Genomic DNA, 14,928 nt, shown 5'->3' on the forward strand with positions numbered 1-14,928 from the left:
GTCATCATGATTGAGGGCTTTTTTACGGCGTGATTAAAGATACATGCTAATGAGTGTTTGTAAGTTGTTACCAAAAATTATCCTGATTGACGCCCTGAACAAAATATGACTAAATAAGATGGCGCAATCTATTAGAATATTAATGATAAAAAAGCGTTTTGCTAACATATAACGTCTAATAAAAGACAGTTTTGGATTGCCAATTTGGCAGCCGTACAAGGAGTGTGCTATGTCGACCATGATTTCTGATAAAACCTACCGTATTGCCCGCGAGAACACCCAAGCGATGATTATCGACGTTCAAGAACGTCTGACTCCGCACATATATGATCATGAAAATATTGTCAAAAAAATAATAACTTTAGTAAAGGGTCTACAAGCGCTTGATGTGCCGATTATGCTTAATGAGCAATATAAACAAGGCTTAGGTGACACATTACCGGAACTTCGCGAAGTACTAGAGGGTGATAACGCCAAAAGCTTTGAGAAAGTCACCTTTAGCGCATGTGATACCGATACCTCATGGCATTATCTTGCGCAGCAGAATCGTGGTATTGTTTTGCTTTTTGGTGTTGAGACCCATGTTTGTGTGCTGCAAACCGCGCTTGATTTATTAGATAATGGTATGCAGCCGGTCATTATTGGCGATGCGGTTGGTTCACGTTTTCCGTATGATAAAAAGCTTGCTCTGCGCCGTATTCGCCGTGCCGGTGGCGTGATTACGACGGTTGAAACTATCTTGTTCGAGCTATGCCGTAGTAGCGCAGACCCTGCGTTTAAAACCATTAGTAATTTGATTAAATAGCAGTAAAACTGTTAACGTCGTAAATGCCGATATCGTAAATGCTGGTATCATAAATACAGCCGTTAGTAGCTTAATATTAGCGGCTGTATTTTTAGTGTTTTTTATTCATAATGAGCGTTTTATTCAGCGTTTGCCACGCCTAATAATTGACCCATTTGTACCGTAGTATTGGCAGTCATGCTATCTTGCCAAGCCGTTCTTGCAGCTTTTGGTAATACGACAATCGCGGTTGAGCCTAAGTAAAAACGTCCAAGCTCAGCGCCTTGTGCAAATTCCATATCATGCTCAGCTTCTTGAATCTCATCAGTGCGGGTAATTTTACCAGTCGCTGCTGTCTCAATCCCAGCGACAATCATAGCGCCAACCATAACGACGGCTGCCTTACCGTATTCTGTATCGAACAGACAGACCAAACGCTCATTACGGGCAAATAAGTCTGGTACATTGGCAGCGGTGGTATTATTTACCGAAAATAACGTGCCGGGAACGTAGCGGGTTTTGGTCAATGTTCCCGCAAATGGCATATGCACGCGGTGGTAATTGCTCGGTGCTAAATAAACGGTAGCAAAGCTCCCATCCGCAAAATAGCTGCCATCGTCCTTATCGGCGAGCAGTTGCCCGATATCATAATCGCGACCTTTGGCTTGCAGCAATTTATGATGACGCAGTTGACCAAGTTGTGATATGACCCCATCGGCAGGACTGACAATACCATGCGTGGTGCTATCAATTGCACGAGCATCTTCTTTTAGCTCACGGGTAAAAAAGTCATTAAAGCTCTCATAAGCATTTAGGCTTTGACGTTCATATTCGTCTAATTTAACATCATATGCTTTGGCAAAAGTGCGAATGAATGCCCGTTTGACTAAAGGATGTCGACTTGCTGCCAAGCGTCCAGCGACTATACTCAGCTGTTGTTGCGGTACAAACTGTTGGATAGTGGTAAATAAATTCATATTAAGGCTACCAAAATAATTCTTAGAATAAGAAAGTATGATTAAAAAGAGTCATTAATACTTATATTTTATCATGGTCAGCCAATGTCTGTATGATCATAATCTATGAAGGAGACAATCAGTGAAAGCGCTTATTCAAAGGGTAAGCAGTGCCAGTGTCAAAGTGGATGAGTACTGTATTGGTGCCATTGAGCACGGTATATTGGCATATATCGGGCTTGGACATGAGGATAACTTGCAAAGTGCTCAGCGTATGGTTGATAAAATCCTTACCTATCGCATTTTTGAAAATAACAGCGACCCTGCTAAAGTAGGCAAGCTTGACCAAAATGTACAGCAAATCGGTGGCGGATTATTACTGGTTTCCCAATTTACTTTAATGGCAAATACCAATAATGGTCGCCGCCCTGACTTTAGTGGGGCGATGCATCCTAATGCGGCGCAAGCCTTGTTTGCTGAGCTTATTACTTATGCAAAAAATCAGCATCCCAATGTGGCAAGCGGAGAATTTGGTGCAGATATGCAAGTCGAGAGTATCAATGATGGACCGCTTAATTTTTTATTAGAAGTGAAAGAATAGTAGATAATTTAATTATATATACATTGATTTATTTATTCATTTGATTAGCAAAGGGTAAGGGTTTACCGCGCTCCCGTTAATATAAACGCCGTAATGCACATGTGGAGGCGTGCCTTTTGCATTACCACTGTTGCCCACATAGCCGATAACGTCACCAGCATTTACCCAGTCATTAGGTTTGATATCAGCATAAGACTCTAAATGCGCGTAATAATGGGCTGCGCCACCAGGACCAATAAGAAAAACGACCCGACCCCCTAATCGATCGTCACCAACTTTACTAACCACGCCTTTTGTCGTTGCCTGAATCGGCGTACCGCGTGGTGCAAAAATATCGATACCTTCATGTGAGCGTCCTTCGCTGCGTGCGCCGCCCCACGTATCTACCAAATGTCGCTCAGGTAGCGGACTTGGTAAGCTACGCACAGCTGGCAATTCTTCTTGTAATAACGTCATTTTTTGCCACGTGGCAACCACAATAGACGGTGCTTTATTAAGCAGAGGCATAATAAATAAAGATATGGCTAATAAACCTGCGATGATAATAATGGCTTTAAATAAATGGCTTAACAAACGTTCTGCTAGTGGTGGCGGTGGTGTGGATGACTGCATCATAAACCCTTTAAGAAACCATATTAAATCACCATATAAATTAGCATTACTATTAACAACCATCGAGTAAAAAATGTAGTAATTGCGTAGAGATAAATTGCTGGTCACATGAGAAGATAAGGCTTGTGGTAAGATAAATATCGAAGATAATCACAATCTAATGCTTTAAGAAAACGCTTAAAGAGTAGCTAAAATAAGTGTCAAAGCCTACCAACTATTAGTTTGTGCAGTAAGTTTTATTTAGTGCGTAGAAACAGAGTAAAAGGAAAAAAATGATAAATACAGTACTTATAATAATAGCAATTGTAAATATAAAGCAGATTAGTATTTAAAAATTACCATTATATAGAATGATAATTATCGCAAATTCATCATACATTAAGGTCAATATATGCAAATGAAAATTAATAATCACCATTATGACGTTATTACCAGCCAAGATATTAGCCATATTGAAAGAGCCGTGGATAAAGCAAGCCTTGATATGCCATTGGTCGCTGTTTATTGTGGTTCGCGCTTGGGCGCTAGTGAAATTTATGAACAAGCCGCTCGTGATTTAGGATATGCATTAGCTGAAAATGGTATGGGTCTCGTGTATGGCGGTGCAAGTATTGGTCTGATGGGCGCTGTGGCAGATGGCGTGATTAAAGGAGGCGCACAGACAGTGGGCGTGATTCCTACCTTTATGCTCAAGCATGAAATTGCCCACCAAGAATTAACGCGCCTGCATTTGACTGACACCATGCATACACGTAAGACGGTGATGGCAGAGTATGCCGATGCCTTTATTACATTGCCGGGTGGACTTGGCACGTTAGAAGAAATCATGGAAATCGCCACTTGGCGACAGCTATATCAGCATGAAAAGCCTATGATTATATTGAATATCAATGGCTTTTATGACCGCTTGATTGACCATTTACAATATACCGCTGAGCAAGGATTTATGAAGCAGCAAGATCTTGATCGCTTGGTGGTTTGCAATACGATTGCGGAAGCGATTGAATTATTACAAGTAATTGTTGAGATTGATGATGCGGTTGATACGGTAAAAATGGCGGGTAATTCTTAATAGTATTACTCTGATTTTATCATTTAAAAAAATCATTTTTTAAAAAAAGTGTGATTAAAAAAACCGGCGTAAAGGCAAATAAATTACCTTTACGCCGGTTTTTAGTTTTAAGGGTTAGCATTTTTTATCAAGAATAAGTATTTAAAATATTTAATCATTACAATAACTTCATATTATCCTTCGGCTTTTTTAACATCATTTAATGGCGATTGTTTAATAAAAGAGTCGCAAATACTATTGTTAACCTTTGCCATAGATGTCGGGAAACCGCGCGATTTTGCTAAATTCTGAGCAACTTTATCAACCGTTTTACGATTATTATTCAGCAAATATGCCCACTGGTGAGTATAGCGATCATTATTGGTATAGAGTTCAGCATCGATAATGCCAATCTCCGTTAATTCGTGCACAATTTCATCTGCCGCAATTAAGGTGGAAGACGCTTTGACATTCTCAGCGCGTGCGTAATGCAAGTGCGAATATAAACTGACATCTGCTACTCGTAAGGTATCGTCTTCACCAGGGATTTGCTGACCACCATATAGGGCATTGCCGACGGTACGAGCGCTATGAAATGTCGGTACAAACTCAGCCACATAATCAATCGACTGCTGGCTACGGGCTTGTAGTGGCGCTTCATCCCAACCGTCGTCAATATAATGTACGTATTGAGCTGGCAACTTAGGTTGTGCGCTGTCTTTGGTTGAAGCTACCAAACCGTCATTAAATAACGTAATAAATTTACTCATGCCATGAATTTGAAAGTAGCCATCCGGATACGGGGTCAGCTGCGCCATTCCTTCAGGAGTACCGCGCTGACCGTAAATGATAATCTCCGGTATTTGTCCGCCACTCTCGCCCCAATGAGTGATATAAGAGGACTTAAATTCAACCATCCGCGTGACATCTACACCCACCATATCGTCAATAATACCGGTGCGAAAACCGCAAGCATTAATAAGATAATCCACATCAATAGACTCAGGAGTGGTATTGATAATGGTTGTGGCGTCTTCATCTTGAGATATATTGCGCTGATAATCAATACGCCATTTACTGACATGATGATTCGCATTGGTACAGTCCGTACAATCAACGGCAACCACTTGCTTAACTTCTGTATTTGTTAATACATGGGCATGGTCATATTCAGCCAATGCTAATTGCGCTGAGGCGGCTAAGCGAAAGATATTCCAGCCATATTCTTGTACCACAATTAAGGGAAATTTAACCTTATTTAAATCTAAGTATTTGGCAACTGGAATCATCCACTCATCAACGCAACTTGGCTTGGCGACTTGCTCACGTGTAGACAGCTCAAGCATTTGTTCATGATTGTATAACTGGTAGTAATCTTCAGGCTCGCCCAATACTTTATTATTCACATCCTGCTCGATAAGTGCACGATAAGCATCAGTCAAAATATCAAGGCGTGGTAATAAATCCTTGGGTAGACCAGCATCGCGCGTTGGTACCGCAAATACCGTGGGACGCACGTCAATGGTATGTGGGTATAAACGTAAAATATCGATACATTGCTCGAGCAGTGCCACACAATCTTCATCAGGGATTTCGCGATACAGGTTGCCACCAGCATGTAAATGACACATTGGCGGACCATCAACGAGTGAACTTTGCCTCTCAAATATATAAGTCTCAACACCCAATGCAGCGAGGCGAATGGCAATCGTTGCACCAGCTGTGCCACCACCAAGAATACCAACACGTTTGACAGGAGCATCATGCGCGTTATTATTGGCTTTAGCATGAGTTACCACATCACGTTTTATATCTTGATTTTGAACGTTCATAGGAGAATGGGTCATGGTCGTGGTTATATCCTTGATATCTTCGTCAGCACATACTCAGAGTTTTTATGACTGCTATGATTAAACATTTTATGTAATATTTATAACGGCTTGTTTAGCACAGTTATTTATTCTTATTATCTTTGCATTAATATGCGTGCGATGATTACAGAGTTCAATAGCACATATAAACCGTTTGTGTGACTTTGATTTACGATTGAAGCTTCCTATTTCAATTATAAATTATTATGTAGTTTTTCTTATCTATATAGAGGTTTGCTAAAGCTATTTTACAAAAAATAATTCCAAATATTCGAGTAAATACGTAAGAAGATACGGTAGTTTTGTCAATGAATTACAATGATAAGCTGTAATGTAAGGCACTGATAGAAGAATGACTTCATCATAAAGATATTTAATCATTAAGTAGTGATGGAAAAAGAGAAAATTTATGTTAGAGCTCAGTTACTAAAATCAGTTTCTAAGATTAGATGATAAGTGTTACGTACCCTTTTTTATATTATAAAGATATCCAGATTTCTTATATAGTTTGTAATTTTTACAGGCTTTTGTAAGTTCTTCTAACAACAAAATAGAATGATATCATCACTATGTTATATTCAAAATGCTTAAAAACAGCATGTGTTACTAAGAAATTAATCAATAAATAAAAGATAATTGAGTGATTCGATTAAAGGTGAGTTCGTATGGCAAACTAAGTCTAAATAGTCTAAGCGAACTCAATATTATTATTAATGATAAGGACATTATTATGAAACATATTATTATGTTATCGGCATTAACAGGTGTTTTAGCATTAACAGGCTGCTCGACGCTAAAAAACGTGGTAGGCAACGACACATCAGGTATGCACGAAGTTCATGGTAGCGCCGACAGTGCCGCACCCGTCACCAGTAAAAATGGCGTTTTGGTAGATTCCGTCAATCACATGACTTTATATACTTTTGATAAAGACTCCATGAATAAGTCTGAATGTGGGTCAGTCTGTTTGGTGGCGTGGCCAGCATTTATGGCACCGAGTAATGCCAAAGCCTCTGGTCAAATTGCACCTTTTAAACGTGAAGATGGCAAATATCAATGGGCAATGAATGGTAAACCGTTATATTTCTATGCTAACGATAAGAAAGCTGGTGATAGAAGTGGTGATGGTAAACTTGATGTTTGGCATGTTGTTCCTGCCAGATAATGGCTAAAAAAAGCCAATTACTTGAGCGTTCTTTTATATATTATTGATTAAAAAAGCAGCCATATATGAGCTGCTTTTTTAATACTTTTAATAATCAGAACATATGATTCTTTAGTTTCATTAGGTTTTATTTTGCTTTTTTCTCTACCAATTCACCATCTATTTGGATAGGTACATTGGTGGAAATGCCTTGAGAAAAAGCAGTCATACCGTAAGCAGCACGGTCAATATTGCCGGTGGCACGAAAGCCGATAACAGGCTCTTTCGTCATTGGACTTTTACCAATCTTTTTAAGCGTCACATTTAAGGTAAGCGGCATGGTTTTACCGAGTAAGGTAAAATCACCAGTAACCTTGGCTTGCTGCGGATTATAAAAATCCACTTTAGTAGATTTAAAGGTCATGGTCGGATATTTCGCCACGTTAAAGAACTCATCCTTTCTTAAATGTTCATCACGTGCCGCCCATGCGGTATTAATACTGTTAGTATCAATCACAAAGTTCATTTGAGTCTTATTGGGCGCTTTTATATTATAAGTGAGCGCGCCATCTACTTTATCAAAATGCCCCATAGTGGTAGAAAAGCCTAAATGCTCAACAGAAAAACCGACGCGCGTGTGGGAATTATCAAGTTGCCATTGAGTGGGCATAACAGCGCTTGCCATACTTGAAATAATTAGAGCCGAGCTGAGTAATAAGGCTTTTGGCAGATATGTTGTGTAAGAATTAGTCATAAAAGGGCACCATTAATAAGAAAATAAATAGCTGATGAAAGAAATAATAAGTAGTGTACGCAGAGGCTTAAGTTATACAGTCAGTTATAAAAACTGCACATTGCTCTTATATTATTAAGTAAATCAGACAAATCATGCTTATCTTTTATAACGTATTTATCACCATAAGTCAGTAGCTTTATCATAAGAGTAGGGTTGATAAATAAAAAATTAATGGTTGCTACATTGGCTTTTTTTAATCATGGCTGATGAGAGATTGGCGCTTAGGTAACGCTGACAGCGCTTGCATCAGTGCGTAAAAACCGTTAAAATCGGCGTTTGATTTTCCCGCTGGGGAAAGGCTAAGTGAGCAGAGGTGTGGTGTTGGGTGCTGGAATAAGCCAGTGACACAGCTGCCAGACTAGTAGATGTCCTTGGTGCCTCAGTTACGTATGTGCAGTCTGATAGCCAGTTGGTCATCAAAAGTACTGTATATACATCGGACATAGAGAGTTTATTATGCGTAAAGATATCCATCCTGATTACCATGACGTTTTGTTCCATGACACTAACGCTGACGTGTTTTTCTTAACCCGTTCAACCGTTAAAACCAAAACCACTCGTGAATACGAAGGTACAGAATACCCATACTACCCACTTGATATTTCAAGTGCGTCGCATCCATTCTATACTGGCGAACAACGCAAAACTTCTACTGAAGGTCGTGTTGCTAGCTTTAACAAACGCTTTGGCGCGTTTGGTGGTCGTAACAAGAAAGCTGATACTGATTCTGCTGAATAATTTATACCTATTGTATGAATGCATTTTGCTGAATGAAAAAAAACCGCTGAGTGATCAGCGGTTTTTTTTGCGTTTTAAATGGCATTTTTTATATTATGTCGTTTCAGTGATATGAGATGAGTCGTTAAGTAATGTACCAATCAGCTCGGCAAGCTGCTCTGCCCAATAGCGATAGGTAATGCTACTGGGGTGAAAGCCGTCACTAGCAAACAGTGTTGCCTTATCAAGTGGCGCGCCAGGATGCGCATTAATAGCATTGGCATGGTCTACTGCCATTTGGGTAAAATCTGCTGCCATGTAGTGTACGCCCTTATCCTGGTGACAAATGTACTGAGTACAAACATGCTGCAACACTTGATCAAGTTTGGCGGCTTTTGCACCTATAAAATGACTAAGCGGGGCGGGTAAGGCAGGCATGTTCGTCATCGGTGGTAAGCTACAAAAAATCAGCTGACGCACCCCAAATTTACGCTGAGCAATGGTAATAATATCGGCTAATTGCTGCTGCCATTTAGCTGTTGAAACATTCGTCGTGGTGTCATTCACACCAACGCTTACGACCATCACATCAATAGGCTGGCTCGGTTGGGCAAGTACATACAGCCGCCGCAAAATATCAAAGCTGGTATGCCCAGTGGTGGCTTGTAGGCACCAGTTTAGTGCCTGAAATTGGCTATAAATAGCATGGTGTTGTTGTAGAGCAGGTATCAGACGACCTGATAATGCGTGCTGCTGAGTCTCACTGCCAACTCCGGCAGCAGCTGAGTCGCCAACAATCATAAGGCGTAGTGTTGGCAGGTTTTGACTTGTAACCTTAGTATCTTTGCCAGAATTTAGATTAATATGACCAAATCTATCGCCGATTGGTTCAGGTAGACGCACAGTATCTCGTTTGACTTTGCGACCTTGATATAAATAAACAGGAGCGAGTAGCATATCTTTTGCGGTAGCTGTTAGCTTTGCAGCTTTGGCTTTAGTAGGGATGATTTTAGCAGTAGTGAGTTTATTGGTAACTACCATCCGGCACGCTCCCGAATAATAGTGAGATTGTCGTCAATTAATAATTTGCCATCAACATAGACATCGCGTAATAAGTTGTCTTGTTTACTATTTAAGTCATCTGCTTTAACAGTAGTTACCTTACCGTTATCATCTTTCACCAATGCTAATCGACCTTTTTTAGAACGCTTAGAATGGCTGGTAATGGGGTCTTTATAAATATCTTTCCACGTACCATTAATAGAGATGGCGCTGGCTTTCATCGCCCAGCTCATGGTGTCGCGATTGACTTGTTGTAATAAGCCGCCACCCATACCAAAGGTAATATTTTCCGCGCTAAAACCAGCGTCTAATACTACATCAATAATTTTGCCAAGGCTTTGCGGGCTGATGCCATCACCTTGAATGATACGCACGTAATTGGGCAATACTTTATAGCCTTTACTATTGACAGTCGTGCCAAATTTTACGGCTAAGCGCTCCAGTGCTTCACGCACCACTTTAGTTGGCTCGCCGCTATCAGGTCGAATGACGAGCGTACCACCCATATTTTTAACGTCTTCTTTTAAGCTATCGCCCCAAATATTATCAATGGCATTCCATAAATCATAGCTGTCAGATACTACGGAGAAGGCTTTACCCGCGCCGCCAAATTGCTTAATCATATTGGCGAATGCAGCGGTTTCACCCTCGCGTCCCCATGCCGTCATGGTACTGTGCTCAGCCGCTGGAATCGAAAATGCAGGCATGTCATTCGTCATTTGATACCAACGACTGGCCGCCACTAAGGCTGCCATTGAGTCCGTACCAGCGAAATTGACCAAGTGCGCCAAGCTACCTAGCGCTACCGATTCATGGCTGGACGCGCCACGTGAACCAAAATCATGCAAGCGAAATATTAACGAGTCGGCATTATCAGCCGATTTCTCTAGTGCATCTCGAATAATGCCTTTGCAATAATGCGACACGCTGGCAACGGTGGATGGATACCAAATCGCACGCAGTAGAGCAGTCTCAATATAGCTTGGCAGCCAATAAAACTCTGGATCCGTATTAACCACTTGGCAGACCACATTGGACACGGGAACGATGCCACCCTCAGCGATTGCTTCAATGCGTAATGGTAAAAAACCATTATGCTTATCAACCAAACGCTCCCAACCAGCGCGGTTAAACGTTAAGCCATGCGCCTGAATAATGGTCTCGGCTTCATTGATATCTTGATGGGTAATAGGTGTGCTGAGATATTCTTTAATAAAGGCTTGTAGCCCAAAAAATACCACATCATAGTCACCGCCACGCGCTTCAATATAGCTCGACAGATACTCACTGCCCGCTGGATATTGCACCCAATGCGAGGTTTTATAGCTGTCGCTATTGAGGATTAAATTATTAAGATTGCTGGTATACATCCAAAAACTCCTCCATTTATTTATGGCTTATTGTGACAAAGGTGCGGCTTATTATTTATTCATAGTAATTTTATTAACGGCTAATTATTAACTTATTAATGATGCTTATTGCTACCGCTGATTTGCCGCACTGATTGATATTGCCAAAGTGAATAAATTATAATTTATAGCCCTTCTTATAACCCGACCATTTTGGTAATAATGGCGTAGTGGTCTTCAAACATCATGGTGGCATCAAGCTCGGCGAGTGGCAGCCAAAATGCTTTTGCCGCATCGTCACCACCTTTTACTTTAGGTAGACCATTGGCATCATTTTTTAGCTGAAAATAAAAGGCTTGGGTAATGGTGCGCCCGCGAGCCGAGCGGTATGGGTCGTCAAAAGTATGCTGACTGTGACAAGAGCCACGTAGGATAGGCTCAGGAATGTTGAGGCACGTCTCTTCACGCAGCTCACGAATACAGGCGTCAAATAAAGTCTCTTTGGCATCCAAAAAACCGCCCGGCAATGCCCATAGTCCACGTCCTGGCATACCGCCGCGCTCAACCAATAAGATATGCCCTGATTGTATTACCAACGCATCAACGGTCATAAATATTGGTGGATAGGGCGCGGAATTCCACTTCTTTTTATAGGTATCGATATAACCTGCTTCTTCATGCAGCGTGTCATAGGTGGCTGTTTTTTTGAATGCTTTAAGTACGTGACGGGTCGATTCAGGGGTGCGCTCAGGGATTGGCGATGCGCCCATCAAGTAGCCATCACGAATCGGTGTGGCGGACAGGTTATGATAATTGGGTACAGAAACCGATGCCCAGTTTGGAAATAATGATAAATAATAAGACGAGCTGTCTTTAGAATGTCCAATAAGACCAATATCTGCGCTCAAGTCGCCAGTCACTGATTTAATTGCCGCTTGCACATATTGTAGCCAGCGCGTGTCATTATAGAGCGCATCATCAAGACCCACGCAGTGTATCCGTGCCGCGTCATCTTCTGAATAAGCACCTTTAATCATCTTGGCGCGTTCTGATACAGTAAAAGGATTGCGCAGACTGCGTGGCAGGTTTGCCGAACCAATCAGCATAATGACGTTATCAGCGCGCTTTAGTGCCTCATCAATCACTGCTTTATGTCCACGATGAAACGGTTGGAAACGCCCGATAAAGACTAAATACTGATAATGCTTGATATCTTGTTCCGTATCTTCTGTCATTGCGGCTGATTCTGGGTTAAAGATGGTTTTTGAATTGGGACTTATTGAAGTACTCACGCAATCTCCTTTGTCGTTATTATCGTATTCGTTATTATTTATGAGGGTGAGAATAAGTGGTATTAATTAAATATGAGCTTTAAAAAATATTGGTAGATAGTGGCGGAGTGTGAGGGGTATTGTCAATTGTTAAACGTAACGACTGTTAAACACAAAGACATGGCGAGGCTGCGGTATAGACCTTGCTTAATAGCGGTTTACCCTCTGCTTGATAATCTCTTTGTCTGCCTTAAGATAGAGGTTATACATTTTATCTTATCATCAGAAAAATCAAATCTGTTTATAGATAGAAGATAACTTTAATTCACAGTAGCGCAGTCGGAATTGAGCGCTGAGTGCGTTATAATAGCGAGCATAAATGGACTGTCATCACGTCTACTCCAAATAAATAAGGAACTCTTATGAGTGAGCACAATATGAGTGAAAATAATCCAACCGCCACTGCGCCTACCGATTATGAATCTGCACTAGATGTTGAGCAAACCGATATTAAAAGCAGCATTACTATTACCGAATCAGCTCAAGGTTATTTGGCTGATCTGCTCTCCAAGCAAGATACCGATGGTATCGGCGTGCGTATTTTCGTTGAGCATCCGGGTACGCCGCGTGCCGAATGCTGTATGGCTTATAATCAGCCGGGCGAAGAGGACAGCGCAGATTTGCAATTCAGCTATGAGCATTTTTCTGCCTTTATTGATGCCGCCTCTGTGCCGTATTTAGAAGATGCCGTGATTGATTATAATAAAGACCGTTTTGGTGGTCAGCTGACCTTTCGTGCACCTAACTCAAAAGTGCCAAAAGTGGGTGCTGATGCCAGTGTTGAAGAGCGTATTAACTATGTTTTGCAATCCGAAATTAATCCAGGATTAGCCGCGCATGGTGGTGATGTGCAGTTGCTTGAACTGATTAATGAAGAAGGTATTGGCTTAACGGCGGTATTAAAGTTCGGCGGCGGTTGTCAGGGTTGTTCAGCGGTCGACATGACTTTGCGTCAAGGGGTTGAGGTTCAGCTTAAACAACAAATACCGGAGCTTACGCAAGTCATTGATGAGACGGATCATACGCGTACTGAAAATGCCTACTATAAATAAAGATTAAGGGTGTCCTGAGAAATATTATGTTTCTTACTACTTATGAATATTATTCATTAACAGATTAGGTTTTCGCTATTCTTTTCATAAGAGAGCTGGGTTATGATTAACTCAGCTTTTTTTTATGACTATTGTTTGGGAAATCGCTTTTTTCAAGATGATTTATAGTCAATATTTAATACCAAACATTCGAAACTAAGAAATATAACTAGAAACATAGAAGGAATATATTATGAGTGATGGACAACCAGTCAACCCTAAGACAACCACAAAGCATATAGAGACGTTAGCCATTCATGCCGGATACACAGTAGAGCCGACCACCAAAGCGGTGGCAGTGCCCATTTATCACACCAGTTCATATGCATTTGACGATACGCAGCATGCGGCAGATTTGTTTGATTTGAAAGTCGCGGGTAATATTTATACGCGCATTATGAATCCGACCAATGCGGTACTTGAGGAGCGTGTGGCTGCGATGGAAGGTGGCGTGGGCGGGCTTGCCGTCGCTTCAGGTATGGCGGCGATTACTTATACGGTGCAGACCATTTGTGAGATGGGCGATAATATCGTCACCGTGTCGACGCTCTATGGTGGCACGTATAATTTATTCGCTCATACTTTACCGCGCCAAGGTATTGAGGTGCGCTTCTTTGACCATACTAATCCTGAAGCGATTCGCGATTTAATCGATGATAAGACCAAGATGATTTTTGCCGAAAGTATCGGTAATCCGCTCGGTAATATCGTTGATATCCAAGCGCTCAGTGATATTGCTCATGAATATGGTGTGCCATTAGTCATTGATAATACCGTTGCGACACCTGCCATCTGCCGTCCGTTTGATTTTGGTGCGGATATCGTGGTGCATGCGTTGACCAAATATATGAGTGGTACGGGTACTTCTATTGGTGGTGCAATTATTGACAGCGGTCGTTTTCCTTGGGGTGATTATCCTGAGCGTTTTCCACTGCTAAATACCCCTGATGTCAGCTATCATGGGGTGAACTTTGTACAAGATATTGGCGCTGCGGCATTTATCGCTCGTGCTCGGGTAGCACCATTACGTAATACGGGCGCAGCTCTCAGTCCGTTGAATGCCTTTAGTATTATGCAAGGGATGGAGACACTCAGCCTACGTATGGAGCGTCATGTGCAAAATGCGCAAGCCGTTGCTGAATATCTACGTGACCATGACAAAGTCGCTTGGGTAAAATATGCTGGTTTGCCTGACCACCCTGATTATGAGCTGGCGCAGCGTTATATGAAAGGAACGCCATCGGCGATTTTGACCTTTGGTGTAAAAGGCGGTCGCGAGGCAGGGGCGCACTTTATTGATGCGTTGCAGTTATTCACGCGATTGGTCAATATCGGTGATGCAAAATCACTGGCTTGCCATCCAGCAACCACCACCCATCGTCAGCTAAACGAGCAAGAATTGGCACAAGCTGGGGTTAGCGAAGATATGGTACGTTTGTCGATTGGTATTGAACATATTGATGATATTAAGGCGGATTTGGCGCAAGCATTAGCCGCTGCTTAATTTTATTCAATATTTAAAAGTCAGTCATGAAAAAACCCATATCAGACCGATATGGGTTT

14 protein-coding genes are annotated in these 14,928 nt (G+C 41.5%); 7 read left to right on the forward strand and 7 right to left on the reverse strand.

Annotation, left to right across the window (positions count from 1 at the left end):
* Positions 1–229: 229 nt before the first annotated feature.
* A complete protein-coding gene (locus tag H2245_RS10920; protein ID WP_182407419.1) occupies positions 230–805 on the forward strand; it encodes an isochorismatase family protein in 576 nt (191 codons plus the stop codon).
* 119 nt (positions 806–924) lie between these two features.
* On the opposite strand, the gene asd is transcribed toward H2245_RS10920, so the two are convergent.
* Positions 925–1,761, reverse strand: coding sequence for an archaetidylserine decarboxylase (gene asd, locus H2245_RS10925; protein ID WP_182407420.1), 837 nt, complete (start codon positions 1,759–1,761; stop codon positions 925–927).
* A 121-nt stretch (positions 1,762–1,882) separates the two neighbouring features.
* Between asd and dtd the strand changes: the two genes are divergently transcribed.
* Positions 1,883–2,341 (forward strand): D-aminoacyl-tRNA deacylase, encoded by a 459-nt coding sequence (gene dtd / locus H2245_RS10930; RefSeq protein WP_182407421.1) that lies wholly within the window; start codon positions 1,883–1,885, stop codon positions 2,339–2,341.
* Positions 2,342–2,377: 36 nt separating this feature from the next.
* On the opposite strand, the gene H2245_RS10935 is transcribed toward dtd, so the two are convergent.
* Positions 2,378–2,956 (reverse strand): M23 family metallopeptidase, encoded by a 579-nt coding sequence (locus tag H2245_RS10935; RefSeq protein ID WP_182407422.1) that lies wholly within the window; start codon positions 2,954–2,956, stop codon positions 2,378–2,380.
* A 388-nt stretch (positions 2,957–3,344) separates the two neighbouring features.
* Between H2245_RS10935 and H2245_RS10940 the strand changes: the two genes are divergently transcribed.
* Positions 3,345–4,025: a TIGR00730 family Rossman fold protein gene (locus H2245_RS10940; protein ID WP_182407423.1), complete on the forward strand. Its 681-nt coding sequence runs from the start codon at positions 3,345–3,347 to the stop codon at positions 4,023–4,025.
* A 173-nt stretch (positions 4,026–4,198) separates the two neighbouring features.
* On the opposite strand, the gene H2245_RS10945 is transcribed toward H2245_RS10940, so the two are convergent.
* Complete coding sequence (locus H2245_RS10945; RefSeq protein WP_259365194.1) at positions 4,199–5,851, reverse strand: FAD-dependent oxidoreductase; 1,653 nt, start codon at positions 5,849–5,851, stop codon at positions 4,199–4,201.
* Positions 5,852–6,605: 754 nt separating this feature from the next.
* Here H2245_RS10945 and H2245_RS10950 point away from each other — a divergent pair.
* Complete coding sequence (locus tag H2245_RS10950; RefSeq protein WP_182407424.1) at positions 6,606–7,040, forward strand: hypothetical protein; 435 nt, start codon at positions 6,606–6,608, stop codon at positions 7,038–7,040.
* Positions 7,041–7,167: 127 nt separating this feature from the next.
* Here H2245_RS10950 and H2245_RS10955 read toward each other — a convergent pair whose 3' ends face one another.
* Entirely contained in the window at positions 7,168–7,773 is a 606-nt protein-coding gene (locus H2245_RS10955; RefSeq protein WP_182407425.1) for a YceI family protein, read from the reverse strand.
* A 498-nt stretch (positions 7,774–8,271) separates the two neighbouring features.
* On the opposite strand from H2245_RS10955, the gene H2245_RS10960 reads away from it, so the two are divergent.
* Positions 8,272–8,553, forward strand: a complete 282-nt coding sequence (locus tag H2245_RS10960; RefSeq protein ID WP_182407426.1) for a type B 50S ribosomal protein L31 — start codon at positions 8,272–8,274, stop codon at positions 8,551–8,553.
* 93 nt (positions 8,554–8,646) lie between these two features.
* On the opposite strand, the gene H2245_RS10965 is transcribed toward H2245_RS10960, so the two are convergent.
* The 3 genes from H2245_RS10965 to H2245_RS10975 form a co-directional block, all read right to left on the reverse strand.
* The gene (locus H2245_RS10965) at positions 8,647–9,573 is read right to left on the reverse strand and encodes an SGNH/GDSL hydrolase family protein (RefSeq protein WP_182407427.1); all 927 of its coding nucleotides are present in this window, start codon (positions 9,571–9,573) and stop codon (positions 8,647–8,649) included.
* Positions 9,567–10,964: a nicotinate phosphoribosyltransferase gene (locus H2245_RS10970; protein ID WP_182407428.1), complete on the reverse strand. Its 1,398-nt coding sequence runs from the start codon at positions 10,962–10,964 to the stop codon at positions 9,567–9,569. Before H2245_RS10970 ends, H2245_RS10965 begins: the two co-directional genes overlap by 7 nt.
* Before the next feature lie 176 nt (positions 10,965–11,140).
* Positions 11,141–12,178, reverse strand: a complete 1,038-nt coding sequence (locus H2245_RS10975; protein ID WP_182407446.1) for a bifunctional nicotinamide-nucleotide adenylyltransferase/Nudix hydroxylase — start codon at positions 12,176–12,178, stop codon at positions 11,141–11,143.
* 473 nt (positions 12,179–12,651) lie between these two features.
* Here H2245_RS10975 and nfuA point away from each other — a divergent pair, with 473 nt between their 5' ends.
* Together nfuA and H2245_RS10985 are read left to right on the forward strand one after the other, a co-directional pair.
* The gene (nfuA, locus tag H2245_RS10980; protein ID WP_220464428.1) at positions 12,652–13,326 is read left to right on the forward strand and encodes a Fe-S biogenesis protein NfuA; all 675 of its coding nucleotides are present in this window, start codon (positions 12,652–12,654) and stop codon (positions 13,324–13,326) included.
* Between the two features lie 232 nt (positions 13,327–13,558).
* The gene (locus tag H2245_RS10985; protein WP_182407429.1) at positions 13,559–14,869 is read left to right on the forward strand and encodes an O-acetylhomoserine aminocarboxypropyltransferase/cysteine synthase family protein; all 1,311 of its coding nucleotides are present in this window, start codon (positions 13,559–13,561) and stop codon (positions 14,867–14,869) included.
* The last annotated feature ends 59 nt before the right edge of the window (positions 14,870–14,928 follow it).

It is taken from the genome of Psychrobacter sp. GP33 (assembly GCF_014119005.1).
In the GTDB taxonomy this organism is placed as follows: Bacteria; Pseudomonadota; Gammaproteobacteria; order Pseudomonadales; family Moraxellaceae; genus Psychrobacter.

Excerpts from the sequence above, each read along its gene's own strand:
- H2245_RS10985 (WP_182407429.1), top strand. The coding sequence starts at position 13,559 with ATGAGTGATGGACAACCAGTCAACCCTAAGACAACCACAAAGCATATA.
- H2245_RS10970 (WP_182407428.1), bottom strand. The coding sequence starts at position 10,964 with ATGTATACCAGCAATCTTAATAATTTAATCCTCAATAGCGACAGCTAT.
- H2245_RS10935 (WP_182407422.1), bottom strand. The coding sequence starts at position 2,956 with ATGATGCAGTCATCCACACCACCGCCACCACTAGCAGAACGTTTGTTA.
- H2245_RS10960 (WP_182407426.1), top strand. The coding sequence starts at position 8,272 with ATGCGTAAAGATATCCATCCTGATTACCATGACGTTTTGTTCCATGAC.
- asd (WP_182407420.1), bottom strand. The coding sequence starts at position 1,761 with ATGAATTTATTTACCACTATCCAACAGTTTGTACCGCAACAACAGCTG.
- H2245_RS10945 (WP_259365194.1), bottom strand. The coding sequence starts at position 5,851 with ATGACCCATTCTCCTATGAACGTTCAAAATCAAGATATAAAACGTGAT.
- H2245_RS10965 (WP_182407427.1), bottom strand. The coding sequence starts at position 9,573 with ATGGTAGTTACCAATAAACTCACTACTGCTAAAATCATCCCTACTAAA.
- H2245_RS10955 (WP_182407425.1), bottom strand. The coding sequence starts at position 7,773 with ATGACTAATTCTTACACAACATATCTGCCAAAAGCCTTATTACTCAGC.
- H2245_RS10950 (WP_182407424.1), top strand. The coding sequence starts at position 6,606 with ATGAAACATATTATTATGTTATCGGCATTAACAGGTGTTTTAGCATTA.
- nfuA (WP_220464428.1), top strand. The coding sequence starts at position 12,652 with ATGAGTGAAAATAATCCAACCGCCACTGCGCCTACCGATTATGAATCT.
- H2245_RS10975 (WP_182407446.1), bottom strand. The coding sequence starts at position 12,178 with ATGACAGAAGATACGGAACAAGATATCAAGCATTATCAGTATTTAGTC.
- H2245_RS10920 (WP_182407419.1), top strand. The coding sequence starts at position 230 with ATGTCGACCATGATTTCTGATAAAACCTACCGTATTGCCCGCGAGAAC.
- H2245_RS10940 (WP_182407423.1), top strand. The coding sequence starts at position 3,345 with ATGCAAATGAAAATTAATAATCACCATTATGACGTTATTACCAGCCAA.